At 32.1% G+C, this 14,990-nt stretch carries 15 protein-coding genes and 1 tRNA gene; 4 read left to right on the forward strand and 12 right to left on the reverse strand.

Going from position 1 to position 14,990, the window contains the following annotated elements; translation table 11 throughout:
- Positions 1-2 precede the first annotated feature (2 nt).
- The 6 genes from M0M57_RS08890 to M0M57_RS08915 form a co-directional block, all read right to left on the reverse strand.
- The gene (locus tag M0M57_RS08890; RefSeq protein WP_248432698.1) at positions 3-2,987 is read right to left on the reverse strand and encodes an Eco57I restriction-modification methylase domain-containing protein; all 2,985 of its coding nucleotides are present in this window, start codon (positions 2,985-2,987) and stop codon (positions 3-5) included.
- A gap of 598 nt (positions 2,988-3,585) precedes the next feature.
- Positions 3,586-4,815 carry a primase-helicase family protein gene (locus M0M57_RS08895; RefSeq protein WP_248432700.1) on the reverse strand — a complete coding sequence of 410 codons (1,230 nt, stop codon included), beginning with the start codon at positions 4,813-4,815 and terminating at the stop codon, positions 3,586-3,588.
- The gene (locus M0M57_RS08900) at positions 4,812-5,135 is read right to left on the reverse strand and encodes a hypothetical protein (protein WP_248432702.1); all 324 of its coding nucleotides are present in this window, start codon (positions 5,133-5,135) and stop codon (positions 4,812-4,814) included. The genes M0M57_RS08895 and M0M57_RS08900 overlap by 4 nt, the downstream gene beginning before the upstream one ends.
- A 5-nt stretch (positions 5,136-5,140) precedes the next feature.
- A complete protein-coding gene (locus M0M57_RS08905) occupies positions 5,141-5,428 on the reverse strand; it encodes a helix-turn-helix domain-containing protein (RefSeq protein ID WP_248432703.1) in 288 nt (95 codons plus the stop codon).
- A gap of 79 nt (positions 5,429-5,507) precedes the next feature.
- Positions 5,508-6,386 carry a hypothetical protein gene (locus M0M57_RS08910; protein WP_248432704.1) on the reverse strand — a complete coding sequence of 293 codons (879 nt, stop codon included), beginning with the start codon at positions 6,384-6,386 and terminating at the stop codon, positions 5,508-5,510.
- Between the two features lie 149 nt (positions 6,387-6,535).
- Positions 6,536-6,617 (reverse strand) — tRNA-Leu (locus M0M57_RS08915).
- A gap of 540 nt (positions 6,618-7,157) precedes the next feature.
- Between M0M57_RS08915 and M0M57_RS08920 the strand changes: the two genes are divergently transcribed.
- From M0M57_RS08920 to M0M57_RS08935, 4 genes are all read left to right on the forward strand, one after another.
- Positions 7,158-8,546, forward strand: a complete 1,389-nt coding sequence (locus M0M57_RS08920; RefSeq protein WP_248432705.1) for a dipeptidase — start codon at positions 7,158-7,160, stop codon at positions 8,544-8,546.
- Between the two features lie 337 nt (positions 8,547-8,883).
- Positions 8,884-9,255, forward strand: coding sequence for a BlaI/MecI/CopY family transcriptional regulator (locus tag M0M57_RS08925; RefSeq protein WP_248432706.1), 372 nt, complete (start codon positions 8,884-8,886; stop codon positions 9,253-9,255).
- Positions 9,252-10,568, forward strand: a complete 1,317-nt coding sequence (locus tag M0M57_RS08930) for a M56 family metallopeptidase (RefSeq protein ID WP_248432707.1) — start codon at positions 9,252-9,254, stop codon at positions 10,566-10,568. The genes M0M57_RS08925 and M0M57_RS08930 overlap by 4 nt, the downstream gene beginning before the upstream one ends.
- A gap of 266 nt (positions 10,569-10,834) precedes the next feature.
- Positions 10,835-11,935, forward strand: coding sequence for a DUF4407 domain-containing protein (locus M0M57_RS08935; protein ID WP_248432708.1), 1,101 nt, complete (start codon positions 10,835-10,837; stop codon positions 11,933-11,935).
- A gap of 46 nt (positions 11,936-11,981) precedes the next feature.
- Here M0M57_RS08935 and M0M57_RS08940 read toward each other — a convergent pair whose 3' ends face one another.
- The 6 genes from M0M57_RS08940 to M0M57_RS08965 form a co-directional block, all read right to left on the reverse strand.
- Entirely contained in the window at positions 11,982-12,713 is a 732-nt protein-coding gene (locus M0M57_RS08940) for a PH domain-containing protein (RefSeq protein WP_248432709.1), read from the reverse strand.
- A gap of 59 nt (positions 12,714-12,772) precedes the next feature.
- Entirely contained in the window at positions 12,773-13,144 is a 372-nt protein-coding gene (locus M0M57_RS08945; RefSeq protein ID WP_248432710.1) for an MmcQ/YjbR family DNA-binding protein, read from the reverse strand.
- Between the two features lie 41 nt (positions 13,145-13,185).
- The gene (locus M0M57_RS08950; RefSeq protein WP_248432711.1) at positions 13,186-13,464 is read right to left on the reverse strand and encodes a Txe/YoeB family addiction module toxin; all 279 of its coding nucleotides are present in this window, start codon (positions 13,462-13,464) and stop codon (positions 13,186-13,188) included.
- On the reverse strand, positions 13,461-13,685 hold the full coding sequence (locus tag M0M57_RS08955; protein ID WP_248432712.1) for a DUF2683 family protein: 225 nt from the start codon (positions 13,683-13,685) through the stop codon (positions 13,461-13,463). Before M0M57_RS08955 ends, M0M57_RS08950 begins: the two co-directional genes overlap by 4 nt.
- Positions 13,686-13,783: 98 nt before the next feature.
- Positions 13,784-14,548: a cyclase family protein gene (locus M0M57_RS08960; RefSeq protein WP_248432713.1), complete on the reverse strand. Its 765-nt coding sequence runs from the start codon at positions 14,546-14,548 to the stop codon at positions 13,784-13,786.
- Between the two features lie 53 nt (positions 14,549-14,601).
- A complete protein-coding gene (locus tag M0M57_RS08965) occupies positions 14,602-14,979 on the reverse strand; it encodes a GxxExxY protein (RefSeq protein ID WP_248432714.1) in 378 nt (125 codons plus the stop codon).
- Positions 14,980-14,990: the final 11 nt, after the last annotated feature.

Here is a 14,990-nt window from a genome sequence, read left to right on the forward strand (position 1 = left end):
AATTAACTATTCTCCACAATTTTAATTTCTTCTTCACTCAATCCATACAACTCATAAACCATCCGATCAATTTCTTTGTCGGTGGCATCGATTTCATTTTTGATTGCAACCGCTTTTTGTTGCTCTTGCAAAAAGTAATCTTCCCATTCAGATTCTTCGGAAAGAGAAAGTTTTATTTTCTTTTTACCTAACTCTTTTACAAAGTCTGCAAACGTTAATTCATACCAGCTTTCTAGTTTTTTGTTGATTTCTATTCCTTCAAATTTTCGTTGGAATGTCCTTTGGAACTTAGTTGATTGCTCAATTAATTGCTTAAAAAGATAAATCATTTTACAAGATAAATCTTCAATAATATTATTACTTTGATTTTCAAAAGCAATTGGTAATTCTAGCAACTGACTCTTTTTTATTTTTGGAAAAACTATTTTATTATCAGATGTTGTTTTTGAAAAGTAATAAAACATAAGTTTTGAGTTTAGAATTGCTAATAAATATTTTAAACTCTTCTTAGTATTATTCTTTAAAATTAAATATGTGGTTTGGTCTGTGAAATAATTAAAATCATCATAACATGTCACAATTCTCTTCCCTAAAATTTGTCTTACAACTAATTTTTCAGCAATAAAAATAGATTTATCCCGAAATGCTTGATTTGTATATAGTTTTTCATTCTCCAGTTTATAATCTACATAAACATTATCAAAAGTTAAAAAATAAGAATTAATATTTTTTCCAAGTATAAAAGGCATGTGAAAATCATCATGTTTGCTATTAAATAAAAGCTCTTTTCTAACTTTCATTCCATTTTTTACTTCATAAAATTCATTTAGCTTTTTTATTAAATTTAATTTTTCAATTATTGAAATAGAATCCACACTTAATTTTTCATTTATCAAATATTCTTGTTCCACAAATACTTTTTGCTCAATGAGTTTTTCTGTAAAGAATTGACTCTTACTAATATTTAAAAATTCTATTAAATTTTTTATTTCAAAAGTATTTTCAATTACAAATACTGCTGTTTTTACACTTGCATCATCGAAAATATTTTCATCAGTGTTTGCAATTAATAAGATAGAATAATTATCAAGTAAAAACTTCCTGAGAGGTTTATCATAATCATTAATTAGAAATACAGAAGGTGTAATAAATGACAAAAGCCCTTTACTAGATAATAGCTTGCATGATTTTTCAATAAATAATTTATATAAATCTAATTGGTAAGTAGAAGTTTCAAAATTTCTTGTAAAATAATTTTTTTCATTCTCTAAAAATAGACCTCTACTTCTTACATAAGGCGGATTTCCAATAATCACATCAAAACCACCTTTTGCAAACACTTGCGGAAACGCATCTTTCCAATTAAAAGCTTTATCTCCGGCTACTTCGGGATCATCAATTAAAGAGTTACCACATTTTATATTTCCGCTTAGGTCATTAAGTTTTCGGTTGGGCTGAGCAGTTCGCAACCATAACGAGAGTTTTGCAATCTCTACACTTTCCTCGTTTAAGTCCACACCAAACAAGTTGTTTTCTAAAATGCTTTTTTCAACATCACTCAAAATCATGGCATCACCAAATAATTTTGCTTGCAACTCGTCAATGTAAGCATGTTCATTAATTAAAAAGTCTAAGGCTTGGTTTAAAAACGCTCCACTACCACAAGCGGGATCACAAATAGTAATTTGCAACAACCAGTTGCGGTAGGTTTGCAACCGCTCATTTAACTGCTGTACTGTTTTCTTTTGTCGCTTTTTGTCGGTTGTATAGTCTTCATCCAAAAGTTGCAACTCATTTTTCTTTTCATTGCAAAGTTTGCCAACAGTATTTTCTACAATGTATTTCGTAATATATTTTGGCGTATAAAAAACACCATCTTTTTTGCGTTTGGTTTTTGATTTATCAATTTCTTGACCTTCCAATTGGGCTTTCATTTCATCCAATTCATTCAAAGAATTTTCAAAAATGTGACCTAAAATATTTACGTCAACTTCGCTTGCAAAATCATAATCAGAAAGTTTCAGAGCATGTTTATACAATAGATCATTATCAATCGTGATATGGTCTAAAATTTCATCGGGTTTAAAAAGTCCACCGTTGTAGGCATACACATCATAGCGTTTGCCTTTATAACCTGTGTTTAAGTATTCAAAATATTTTTTAAAGCGATCATACAACGGAATGTCCACATCTCTATCTTGCAAATCTCTCCAATCACTCAAAACCAAACGAACAGAGTTAGGAGGGAGGAGGTGACGATCTTCCGCAAAAAACAAAAACAAAAAGCGATCCAATAACTTTTGAGATTTTTTGAATAAATCGATAGGTTCAAATTGCGTATTGTTTGCAACCAAATTATGAAACAGTTCTCGTTTGAATAAAGAATAATCTTTATACAAACTCTTTGTAATCTGGTCTTCTTGGCTCAAAGATTCCTCTTTAATCCGCTTTGCAAGATGGTTTGCAAGATTGTTGCAACCTAAAATAAGGTATAAAACATCAAACTCGCTCTTTTTAAGTTTGAATAAATTAAACTCAATGTACTCAATGGCATTATCAATATAAAATCGAATTTTCTCAAAGTTGGAGGTGATAATATAGTTGCAATCCGGTTGATTGTTTTTATAACCAAATGCTTGACTTTCAATTTTACCTAAATCGGTAGTTTCCGTTCCTTTCAATTCGATTACTGCAATCACTTTTTCATTAATCACAATTGCACCATCGGCTTTTTTGCTGTCTTTTACGTTTTTGTATTCGGTTGTTAGATTAAAATTCGGTTGAGGGTTTTTGGTGTAACCTAAGATTGCAACAAATAAATCAAGTAAAAATTCTCCTTGATATTGTTCCTCTTTACTGTTTCTGATATTGTCCTGAATAGTCGCATTGTGAAAATGATTCTGAAATTGAATCCACTTTTCTTGCAAGAGGTTTTTATCTTGTGTTTTTAAGTATTTAGAAATAACAGTCGTTTGGAATAATGACATTGAAAAGCATAATTGATTAGATTTTATAAATTTAGTAAGAAATTGTGATATGAATTTAATAAAGTTTGAAACTGTTATTAACAGTTGTCGGATGATATAATTTGCAAGGCAAAAGTTCGATGAAAAGTTATTTTATTTAAAATATACAAAGCCGAAAAAAGCCGTTCAAGAGCCGTCGAAAAGCCGTAGCAGAGCCGTAGCGGAGCCGTATCAGAGCCGTAGCGGAGCCGTTCAAAAGCCGTAGCGGAGCCGTAGCAGAGCCGTTCAAAAGCCGTAGCAAAGCCGTATAAAAGCCGTAAAACGGCTGTAAAAAGCGGGAAATTACCGGTATTTGGTATGTTTTCGCCTATATTCCGCTTGAAAACTTTTTATAACCCGTAGTAATCAAGTTGTACTAGAAAAAATTTTAAAACGAAAATTAAAATTTAGTGTTTCTTTTTTAATAATAATAGAAACAAAAAAGCGAATCAGTGTTTTTGTGTTGAAGTGTTGAAAATTTTGCAGAGGTCTTTTCAGTCGGGTAATTTTGATTCAACAACACTTTTTTAATTTTCAACAAAATGTTGACATAATGCAAAGTGTTGTTGAATGTAGATTACTATTTTTCATTGGTAGTTTCAATTGAATTCAACAGTTCAACAGTGGATTGGAAGTTTTCTTTTTTAAAGGTATAATATCGACCTTTTTCCTGAGTAAAATTAAGACCAATTTTTTCATTCGGATTTAAAATTTCAGATCGAAAGTATTTATAACTGCTATTAATCGGTTTTAATTTGTATTTTTCTTTCAGTAGTTTGACGATGTAGTTGTTTTGCGTAAAAACATTGTTTTTTTTAAGCAGATCTACAAGATTTTTTGCGGTATAGCATAACTCGTCTTGACCCGAATTTGCAAATTCGTCGATCAATAGTTCCTCCAGTTCTTTTTCTATGTAAGTACGATTTCCGTTGATTAATTTTCCGAGAGCTGCTGTGTAAAGTTGGTCAGGACTAAACCACATTCGAGAAGTTGGAATTGTACTAATATTTCTAGTATTAAGAAAATTTGCAAAATGAGGGATTTCAGCATTCATTTTTTGCAATAAGTTAATATCGTCGTTGTTTTCTAGTGGATTAATTTTTCTAATCCAATACCTAATCTCCTCGTTATCAATTTTTATAAAGCTATCCTCATTATTGGAACATAAGATGAATTTACCAAAAAAACTTTGCTCAAATTTATCTCTACCTTTTGGTTCAATTTTATTGGATTGAGCAGTCGATAAATTTTTGATTCGTTCACTATCCTCTTTTTTGTCTAGTAGCACTTCGTCAACTCCAATAATTAGCTTACCTGACCAATCAGCGTTAAATCTGCTTCTAAAATCGTCATTTGTGTTGATCGTCATATTAGACTCAAAAACCAATTTCAATAGATTAATAAAGGTTGTTTTTCCGGTGTTTCGTTCCGTACTAACCAAACAGAGAATGGGTAAGATTTGAGTTGGTTTCTGCCAAAGTAAGGTCAGGTAATCTAAACCTAATTCAAATTGTTCCCCAAAAATGTGATTGAGAAAATGAATAATGTTATGGTAATTATTACCTTCTTTTAATTCATAACTCAAGGGTTGATATTGATTATAACAATTATTGACAACCTGTTCAAATTGATTGTGCGACGGAACAATACAAAACGATTCATATTTACTCACTTTTGCAATGGAATCTTTGCCAAAATCGTCAATAAGAGTTTGCCGATTCCATTTTTGCAAAATCGTTTTACCGTCAGGAGTTTCTGTTTTTTTGTAGAACTCGGTACCTACTCGCATGTATTTATTTAGCTCTTTCATACAGGAAGTTTTAGGTATGCAGGACATCCGCTGTAATTTCTTTTTACGTTTGTAAAGTGCAATATAACATCACTTAAATAAGGATCACTTTTATAGAGTTCATTTACCTTGCTTACAATTTCTATTGCCAGTTTCAAATTTGAAGTTTCAATTAGTCGCTTTAAAATGCTTAAATCAGAAATTGTAGAATTAGCAAACAAGTTAATCTCTTTATTTCTAGTGTTATTAAGTTGCAATGATTCTAATTTTGAGATAATTTTATCTAAATAAAAAAGAACATTATCTATTCTTTGTTGCTGTTTAGAATGTACTGTACTCATAATTTCTAAAAGTTAGAGTTTATGAATTCTGTTACCTCATCATACTTATAAAGTACTTTTCCTCCTATTTTGTACTTTTTTAAGTCGCCTTTTCGAGTGATGTCCCAAAGTTTCACTAAAGAACAGCTAAGTCGCTCCGCAGTTTCAAAACGAGTTAGCATTTCTTTCGGTTCTGGTTTTGCAGAAGTTTGTTGAAAAAAACCACGATTTGTGAGTTCATCAACAACACCGGAAATTATTCCATTTTTGAAATCTTCCGGGATTTCGATTTTAACTTCAAGATAATTTGCCATTTTATAATTTATTGGTTATTAATGGCACAAAGGTAAAATCGATTAAAGGGGAGGGGAATCCCAAAATAACTCCCGCCCACTATTTTTTCTTTGTTGGAACTTTTAAAATTTGGGTAACAATAGTTTCTACATGCTTATAAGCTGTGTACTTGGTTCCACTATCTGTAGTATCTTTTAAAATTATAGCCATATTTCTTCTAATTGAATCAAAATTAGCGGGCGTTAATGGTAAACCCACTATGTAAGTTAGTAGTTTATGTTGCTCTGTCTCTAAATATTTTTTAAATTCATGATTTTCAAACAATCCTAATTTTGCCAGTAGACCAATTTTTTTGGGTAAAGTAATTCTAATCTCTCTTTCACTATCTGGATAGATAGTATAATATATGCTAAGATTAAGTTTTGAATGTAGAAAGGTATAGTAAGTTGGACTACAATATTTACTTTTATTGTTTAGTCCCATTAAATAATCGTAGATAAATAAATGGTCATACTTAATATATTTTTCAATAATATTTTTATGTAATCCAAAATCTCTGAGATCAACATCCATTAAATCTCTGAATAATTGAAAGCTTAATTTTTGAACAATATTGCTTTTTGATGCGTCTCGTATTCTGATTGCTTCTTGCTCCGGATAATGGTAAAATTTTTGAATTGCTAAATCTTCATAGTTAATTATTCTTTCATAATGTTGATTACATTCTTCAGTAATTTTATTTTTTAAAACTTCAATAATTTTTTCGTTTAGAGAGAATACCCCTTTAGAAGTTTTGTAATTATTAACAAAAATTCTTGAAATTTCATGTAAATCATAGCCAAAGATTCTAAATTGATCTTCATACTGGATCGGGTTTTTAGTCTTTACAAATATATTTTTTTCAATCAAAAAATTATATTTTTCTTCCGTCGAAAGTTTTTCAAACTTAAATTTATCAATTGAGCCGTAAAATTCCATTTCTAATTTTTATTAATTAATTTCATTAAAAATAGTTAATTAATCATTAGAAATAAAAATTTAGATATGTTTTGGGGAACATTCGGGGAATGACTAAAAACAAAAACGCTTAAAGTATTGATTTTCAATAGCTTTAAGCGAATTTTAAGTGCGGGTAAAAGGACTCGAACCTTCACACCTTGCGGCACCAGATCCTAAGTCTGGCGTGTCTACCAATTTCACCATACCCGCGGGCGAATAAAACAGTAGCTGTTTCAATAAGTGGGTGCAAATATAGTTATATTTTTTAAATACCAAATCAGAAATTTAAAAATCAAGAAAATTATTATTCTTAACTATTTAAACTTTATGATTTTCATTTTTTTATAAGTAATAAAGGATTTGTGAAATTTTTAAATCCGTGACAATTCGTGTAATCCGTGTCAAATAAACCTCACTCCAACCCATCTCCAAAGGAGAGGGGTGCAGATGATGAAGTAAAATCATAAGATTTCTATTTTTTAAATTATAAAGATTTGTGAAATTTTTTAATCCGTGACAATTCGTGCAATCCGTGTCAAATAAACCTCACCCCAGCTCCTCTCCAAAGGAGAGGGGTGCAGATGATGAAGTAAAATTATGAGATTTCTATTTTTTAAGTTATAAAGGATTTGTGAAATTTTTTAATCCGTGACAATTCGTGCAATCCGTGTCAAAAGAAGAATCTAAAAATTTATCCAATTGGAATTTGTAATTTCAATTTGTATCTTTGATTTTATTATATAATTTACTATGAACAACATAAAAAACTACGTTCAACAAAACAAAGAACGATTCATTGACGAACTCATCGAATTACTCAAAATACCTTCTGTAAGTGCCGATTCCGCTTATTCACAAGATGTTATCAATACAGCCGAAGCCGTAAAAACCAGCCTCGAGAAAGCCGGTTGCGATTTCGTAGAACTGTGTGAAACACCCGGATACCCAATCGTTTACGGAGAAAAAATCATCGACAAGAATTTACCAACGGTTTTAGTGTACGGTCATTACGACGTTCAACCACCAGATCCATTAGATTTATGGACTTCACCACCATTTGAACCGGTTATCAAAACCACCGAGATTCATCCGGAAGGTGCCATTTTCGCCCGTGGTTCTTGCGATGACAAAGGTCAAATGTATATGCACGTGAAAGCGTTTGAATATATGATTGCCAACAATTGCTTGCCTTGTAACGTCAAATTTATGATCGAAGGCGAGGAGGAAGTCGGTTCAAAAAGCCTTAGCTGGTTCGTAGAACGCAACCAAGAAAAATTAGCCAACGACGTAATTTTGATTTCCGATACCGGAATGATTTCCAATCAACAACCGTCGATTACCACCGGATTACGCGGATTGAGTTATGTAGAAGTCGAAGTGACCGGACCCAACCGCGACTTGCATTCCGGACTTTACGGCGGTGCGGTTGCCAACCCAATTAATGTTTTGACCAAGATGATTGCTTCACTTCACGATGAAAATAATCACATCACCATTCCCGGTTTTTACGATAAAGTAGAAGAATTATCCTTGGAGGAAAGAGCCGAAATGGCCAAAGCACCGTTCTCGCTCGACGACTATAAAAAATCAATAGATATTAATGATATTCATGGCGAAGCTGGATATACCACAAACGAACGCAACTCCATCCGACCAACCTTAGACGTCAACGGAATCTGGGGCGGCTACACCGGCGAAGGGGCAAAAACAGTTATTGCCAGCAAAGCTTTTGCCAAAATTTCTATGCGATTAGTACCAAACCAAGATTGGCAAGAAATCACCGAATTGTTCAAAAATCACTTCGAAAGTATCGCTCCAAAATCGGTAAAAGTAAAAGTGACGCCACATCACGGCGGTCAAGGTTACGTAACGCCAATCGACAGCATCGGCTATCAAGCGGCCAACAAAGCCTACACCGAAACCTTCGGAGTGCCTGCAATTCCGGTGCGTTCTGGCGGAAGTATTCCAATTGTCGCTCTGTTCGAAAAAGAATTGAAATCCAAAACCATCCTCATGGGATTCGGTCTCGACAGCGATGCGATTCACTCTCCCAACGAACATTTCGGAATCTTCAATTACTTAAAAGGAATCGAAACCATTCCGTTGTTTTACAAATATTTCGTGGAGTTATCGAAATAATTACTTCTAAACCTTTGTCAAAGTTCCAAACTTTGACAAAGGTTATCCCAAAATACCCGCTTATTCATCTTTGAGTAAGCGGATTTTTTATGGCCCCATTTCGGGCTGTTCGCTACAAGTCCTCACAAAAAAACGCCATTTTCTACAACCCAAAAAGAGCTTCCTTTGGTCGCTTTTTTGGCTTGAGAAAATTGGCATTTTTTTGTTCCGGGCTTTCCGCTACCATCCCGGGTGCAATCTGTGCTCTCAAACCATTCCATTTGAAATAATTTACCAAAAAATTTGCACAGTAAAATTTATATTCTACATTTGTAGAGTTAATTCTAAATACGTAGAGATGAATTTGTCCAATACAGAAGAACAATTAATGGAACATTTGTGGAAACTGGAAAAAGCATTTATGAAAGAATTGCTAGAAGTTTATCCTGAACCAAAACCTGCCACCACTACAATTGCTACTTTATTAAAAAGAATGATAGACAAAAAGTTTGTTGCCTATGAAGAATTTGGTAATTCACGACAATATTATCCATTAGTAAAAAAATCAGATTATTTTTCAAAACACGTAAACGGATTAATCAAAAATTTCTTCAACGATTCGGCTTCTCAGTTTGCCTCTTTTTTTACAAAAGAAACCAATCTAACTGAAAAAGAATTACAAGAACTCAAAAAAATCATCGACGTAGAACTTCAAAAAAAGAAAAAATGATCGATTTTATCATCAAATCATCTTTCAGTTTAAGTGTGTTTTTCATTTTCTATAAATTATTTTTAGAAAACGAAAAGATACATTTATTCAATCGGTTTTATCTTCTGATAACATTGGTATTTTCGCTTGTAATTCCATTTATTACTATTCAAACAGCAAACGAAATTCCACTACAAAATTTTCAAACATTCATTGCCGAACCAATCGTAATTAAACAAAAGGAAAGTTCCTTTTTTCTATTCAATTGGACAGTTTTGTTTTTTGTTTGTTATGGTTTAGTTACACTAACATTATTGATTCGGTTTGCAAAAAACGTACTGAATTTATTAAAAAAAGCAAAAGCAAATCCGTTCATTTATTTCAAAAACACAAAAGTTATTTTGGTGGAAGAAGAAACTATTCCGCACACTTTTCTCAATTTTATTTTTGTCAACAAACAAGATTTTCAAAACAATCAGATTCAAGAAGAACTGTTTTCGCACGAACTCGTTCACATTCATCAAAAACATAGTGTAGACATACTTTTCATCGAAATATTAAAAACAATTCTTTGGTTTAATCCACTTTTTTATGCTTACAAAAAAGCAATTCAATTAAACCATGAATTTTTAGCCGATGAAAATATTGTAAAAAAATATAACAATGTTCCGTTTTACCAAGCTCTTTTGCTCAACACAAATGGAAACAAACCGATTTACTTGGCCAGTAATTTAAACTATTTAGTAACCAAAAAACGATTAATTATGATGACAAAAAGCACATCAAAAAGAATGAATTTTATCAAAAAAACAGCTTCTTTAGCTATAATGGCGAGCTTGTTTTTATTCTTAAGTTTAAAAGTAAACGCACAAGAAAAAGTAAAGTCAAATTCTACAAAATCAATTAAAAGCACTGCTCAATCAAGTAGTTATTACGACAACACCATCGTAGTTTTTAAAGATAAAAAAGGAAACCAACGGGAAGTGAAGTATGCTGATTTGGATGAAGAACAGAAAAAGAGAATTCCACCACCACCTCCAGAAGCACGAAGAATGAAAGTTTCTGAAATTCAGTTCGATAAATTTAAAAACAAGACAAATTATGCGGTTTGGATTGATGGAGTTGTCATCGAAAATGAAAAACTAAATTCACTTAGTTCAAATGATTTTGTTTTTTTAACCGAAAGTTTTGTTCATAAAAATGCACGAAGCAACCGATTTCCGCAAGAAAAGCAAGTGCATTTATACACAGAAAAAGGTTTTGTGAAAGGATTTTTGAATAAAAAGGATTATGCTCCTAATCAAACAATTTATTTGCAAGAGTCGAGTAAGTAATACTGCTAAACCTTTGTCAAAGTTTTAAACTTTGACAAAGGTTATCCAAAGAAATCTGTTTATTCTTTTGAGTAAGCGGATTTCTTTTTCCAATTAAATTCAGTCCGAAAAAGAATTGAAAAAATAATCAGCGAATGAGTGGCTCTATCTAACCACCAATTTTTCAACAAATTATAACAATTTGAAACATTTGGCGTTAAATTTGTACTAATCAATCATCAATCAATTTTACTGAACCCGTTTCAGTAAATAAATCATCAATCATCATGCTCAAAAAATTCTTCCTGCTTTGTTCGGGTTCCGACAAGCAAATCATCGAAAGTTGTTCCGATGGCGAACAAAACAAATATGCCGGAATTGGTGCCACGGTTTTCTTTACGGCGGTCATGGCTTTTATTGCCGGCAGTTATGCACTTTACACCGTTTTTGATAACGTTTACACCGCTGTATTTTTTGGTTTTGTTTGGGGTTTACTCATTTTTAACCTCGACCGATTCATTGTTTCTACCATCAAAAAAAGAGACAGTTTTCTGGACGAATTTATACAGGCTTCACCCCGAATTGTGTTGGCGGTTATCATCGCCATTGTCATTTCAAAACCATTGGAAATCAAAATTTTTGAAAAAGAAATTAATACCGTTTTGTTGAAAGAAAAAAACGAAATGGCAATGAATAATAAAAAGCAAGTCGCCAATTATTTTCAGTCCGACGTTGATCAAAACAAAGCTCAAATAGACAGTTTAAAATCGGACATTCTTAAAAAAGAAAAAGAAGTTAACGATTTATATTCCGTTTTCATCACCGAAGCAGAAGGAACCGCCGGCACAAAAAAACTCGGTAAAGGTCCGGTTTACAAAGAAAAACGTGAAAAACACGATGCTGCTTTACAGGAATTAGCCGCTTTAAAAGCTACTAATCAAACAAAAATTACTGAATTGGAAGCAAAAGGTAAAACGCTTCAAACCGATTTAGATAAAAAAGTAGCCGAAACGCAACCTATCATTGATGGTTTTGATGGCTTAATGGCTCGCATCAATGCGTTGGGAGACTTACCGTGGTTGCCGTCATTTTTTATTATGCTACTTTTCTTAGCCATTGAAACATCTCCGATTATTGCCAAATTGTTATCACCAAAAGGCGAATATGATTTTAAACAAGAAGAAGGCGAATTGGCGGTGAAAAACGTTTTATCGCAAAACAAATACCAAAGTGATTTGCAAAAACAAACCGATGCTTCCATCTACGATAAAGTCTATGCTGATATTCGAGAAGACAAAGGTTTATACGATTACAAGAAAAAACGAGCTATCGAATTGTTAGAATTGCAGGCGGATGGTTTTGTGGAAAAGCAGAAGAAATCACTATAGTTTTAAAATAAATCCTTCCAGAGTTTTAAACGCTGGAAGGGTTATATTACATATAGCTCAAAATTTCTTTTTTAAAATTATCGTATTCGCCTTGTAAAATTAATCCGTTATCGAGCAGTTTTTTGTAGTTCTGTAATTTTTCAAATAATTCATCTTGAGACAGTTCACTCAATTTTCTCTCTGGAGTTGAACTTGAAGAAGGAGCTTCTGTTTTAGGTTGTTCATAAGTGGTGTAATTGGAAACCGGAACAATCTCTGCAAAGTTAGTTACTTCTTCCGTTTCAATTTCTTCAATTTCAATGGTGGGTTGAAGCGGAATTTCTTCATTTAAAATTTCTTCATTCAAAATTTCATCTTTCGGAATAAAAGAATGTATTGAATTATTTTTCAATAAATCCAATTGTTCTTTTGCAAAAGTATATAGTTTTCGGGCTTGTGTTTTAGGCAAATAATCAACGGTATGCGTTAAATCTGATTTGGTTGTAAAAGTGAACTCAGCACCCAAAATTCCTTCTTTCACAAAACTAGCCGAAATATCATCCCAATCATAATCAATAAATTCCATTGATAAACCCAAATTTTTTGGTTTGCATAGTAAAATTCTTTTGTTGGTAACCACAATACTGTCAGGAAGAATCGTAACAGCTGGTTTTTTTTGAACGGCGATGTAACCAATTTCTTCGTTCGTCATCAAGAGATTATGCAGCTTAGCCGTAATTTTTTCGATAGCTTTTGGGTCTTGATCTTCGTTTAATATTTTCTTTAAATTTTCTATCATGGCTGTATTGCTTTTTTATATTTTGGTTGGTAAGAACTAATTTAGCACAAAAATACTACCTAATTTTCTAATTCAAGAATTTCATTTTGAATTTTCTTCGTCAAACTTTTGAAAACCAATTCATACGAATGGTTAATCAATTCCCGCATCATTTTGTCATCAACATCGCTGTGAAATGCAACTGTATTCCAATGAATTTTGCTCATATGATAACCCGGATTAATCGCATCATATTCCGCACGAAGTTCTAAAGCTCTTTCAGGGTCGCATTTTAGGTTTAACGAAGGAGTTCCACTTTCCCAATCTTTTAAAGAAGTGAGACAGAACATTTTTCCGCCGACTTTAAAAACTAAAGTATCTTCATCAAAAGGGAAGTGTTCGGTTACGCCTTTTTTGGTGAGGCAGAAATCGTAAAGTTGTTCGATGTTCATATTAAACTTTTAAAATGAATTTGAATTATAAGTTTACTGTATTATTTATCCTCATAATGTCCCCAAAAGGAAAGAACTAAAACAGTAATTTTCTCATCTTCAATCCTGTAAATTAATCGATGTTTATCTGTAATTCTTCTTGACCAAGTAGCTATGTTGTAGTGTTTTAATTTTTCAGGTTTACCAGTTCCAGTAGTTGGGTGTTTTCTTAATTCATTTAAAAGCTTGTCAATTTTGAGTAAAATTTTTTTATCACCAGACTTTTTATGTTTTTCAATATCTTCAAGAGCCTGATTGGTGAGTTCAATAGCATAACTCATAGTCCCAAAAGTGCTTTTTGTTCTTCTATTGAAATTTTCTTGGTTTCGCCTTTTTCAGCTTGTTGAATAGAAGAATCTATTTTGGCAAAAAATTCTTCTTGAGTCATAGAAGCATTTTTTTCAGTTTTGTCAATGATGTATCTCACCTTCATTTCTTCAAGCAAAGATTGAAGAAGGTTTTTTTGCTTTTCATTTTTAGGATAAATCGTGATACTTTTCATTAGGGGGTGAATTTACTATAACAAATTTAATAAAAAAATATCAAAAATGAAGAGTTAATGTTTATATGTCTGATTTGCAATCCATTAAAACAATTGATTTACTCCAAACTAAATAAAACCGGTTTACTCGGACTCGCATCATTTTCAAACGAAGCAATCTGTAAATTCAATAAATATGAACCATCTTTCACTTCATCATCCACAAAAATCAATTCCGTTATCGTTGCATTTTTTCGTGCATCATCATTTAAATTATTCACATCTTTCACATTCCAAAAGGCTTTATGAGCTAGTAATTTGCCTTCGTCTTTTTCTTTGTCAACACTTGGTAAATCGATAAGCAAATGTTGAATTCCTTTTTCACGAATAAAAATGGCTGCATCTTCGTGTAAATAAGGCGGATTAGTGTGTGAATAATTTTTAGATTTTTTTTCGTTTAAATTGGGTAATGTGCGGATGATAATTGCTTCCGGAATTGCATTACCTAATGCTTTTTCCACTTGATTTTTCGTAATCACAAAATCTTCTCCTTGTTTTTCTGGTTTAATCGAAATCAGTTGAGCTGTGAAAAAAAATGTTTTCAGTGCTTGATTGATGCTGAAAAATTCCTTCGTAATATGTCCCAAACATTCGGTGTGTGTTCCGTGTCCGTGCGGATTAAAAAAGATGTTGTTGAAATTAGTGGTGGCTCCACCTTTTACACTTCCTACCCACGAACCAAAACGAACGGGTTCAATTTGCGGTTTTTCAATATACCAAGCAATCGGATTGTTTTCAGTATTGGACAATGAAAGTGATATATCAATGGATTTTGATAAATCTACTTGGAAGGTTTTATTTTGGTGGGTGATTATTGCTTTCATATTTTTGTTTAACCGCAAAGGTCGCAGAGGTTTACGCAGAGTTCGCGAAGAGATTATAAGTTGTTAGCAATACGTTTAATACCATTTTTAATTAAAGCGACATTGAAATTTAATAGTAATCCCAATTTACAGTTTGTCAATTTTAAATAGGTTAATAATTGTGCAAAATGGACATCATTTAAAGATTCCACAGACTTTATTTCTAAAATTAATTTATTTTCAATTATTAAATCGATTCTATATCCAATCTCTAATTTCACTTCTTCATAAATAAGTGGTAAAGCTTTTTGTTTCTCAATTTTTAGCCCAGTTTTGTTTAGTTCATAAAATAGACATTCTTCATAAGCACTTTCCAATAAGCCTGGACCAAGACTGCTATGTACTTTAAAAGCACAATTAACCACAATTTTTGATAATTCATTTTCTGTCATACTAATTTTTT

The organism is Flavobacterium azooxidireducens, assembly GCF_023195775.1.
GTDB lineage: Bacteria > Bacteroidota > Bacteroidia > Flavobacteriales > Flavobacteriaceae > Flavobacterium > Flavobacterium azooxidireducens.

What these genes read in the sequence shown, in the direction of transcription:
- M0M57_RS08955 (WP_248432712.1), bottom strand. Translation starts at nt 13,685, where the DNA reads ATGAAAAGTATCACGATTTATCCTAAAAATGAAAAGCAAAAAAACCTT.
- M0M57_RS08920 (WP_248432705.1), top strand. Translation starts at nt 7,158, where the DNA reads ATGAACAACATAAAAAACTACGTTCAACAAAACAAAGAACGATTCATT.
- M0M57_RS08940 (WP_248432709.1), bottom strand. Translation starts at nt 12,713, where the DNA reads ATGATAGAAAATTTAAAGAAAATATTAAACGAAGATCAAGACCCAAAA.
- M0M57_RS08935 (WP_248432708.1), top strand. Translation starts at nt 10,835, where the DNA reads ATGCTCAAAAAATTCTTCCTGCTTTGTTCGGGTTCCGACAAGCAAATC.
- M0M57_RS08925 (WP_248432706.1), top strand. Translation starts at nt 8,884, where the DNA reads ATGAATTTGTCCAATACAGAAGAACAATTAATGGAACATTTGTGGAAA.
- M0M57_RS08895 (WP_248432700.1), bottom strand. Translation starts at nt 4,815, where the DNA reads ATGAAAGAGCTAAATAAATACATGCGAGTAGGTACCGAGTTCTACAAA.
- M0M57_RS08905 (WP_248432703.1), bottom strand. Translation starts at nt 5,428, where the DNA reads ATGGCAAATTATCTTGAAGTTAAAATCGAAATCCCGGAAGATTTCAAA.
- M0M57_RS08960 (WP_248432713.1), bottom strand. Translation starts at nt 14,548, where the DNA reads ATGAAAGCAATAATCACCCACCAAAATAAAACCTTCCAAGTAGATTTA.
- M0M57_RS08930 (WP_248432707.1), top strand. Translation starts at nt 9,252, where the DNA reads ATGATCGATTTTATCATCAAATCATCTTTCAGTTTAAGTGTGTTTTTC.
- M0M57_RS08950 (WP_248432711.1), bottom strand. Translation starts at nt 13,464, where the DNA reads ATGAGTTATGCTATTGAACTCACCAATCAGGCTCTTGAAGATATTGAA.
- M0M57_RS08910 (WP_248432704.1), bottom strand. Translation starts at nt 6,386, where the DNA reads ATGGAATTTTACGGCTCAATTGATAAATTTAAGTTTGAAAAACTTTCG.
- M0M57_RS08900 (WP_248432702.1), bottom strand. Translation starts at nt 5,135, where the DNA reads ATGAGTACAGTACATTCTAAACAGCAACAAAGAATAGATAATGTTCTT.
- M0M57_RS08890 (WP_248432698.1), bottom strand. Translation starts at nt 2,987, where the DNA reads ATGTCATTATTCCAAACGACTGTTATTTCTAAATACTTAAAAACACAA.
- M0M57_RS08945 (WP_248432710.1), bottom strand. Translation starts at nt 13,144, where the DNA reads ATGAACATCGAACAACTTTACGATTTCTGCCTCACCAAAAAAGGCGTA.
- M0M57_RS08965 (WP_248432714.1), bottom strand. Translation starts at nt 14,979, where the DNA reads ATGACAGAAAATGAATTATCAAAAATTGTGGTTAATTGTGCTTTTAAA.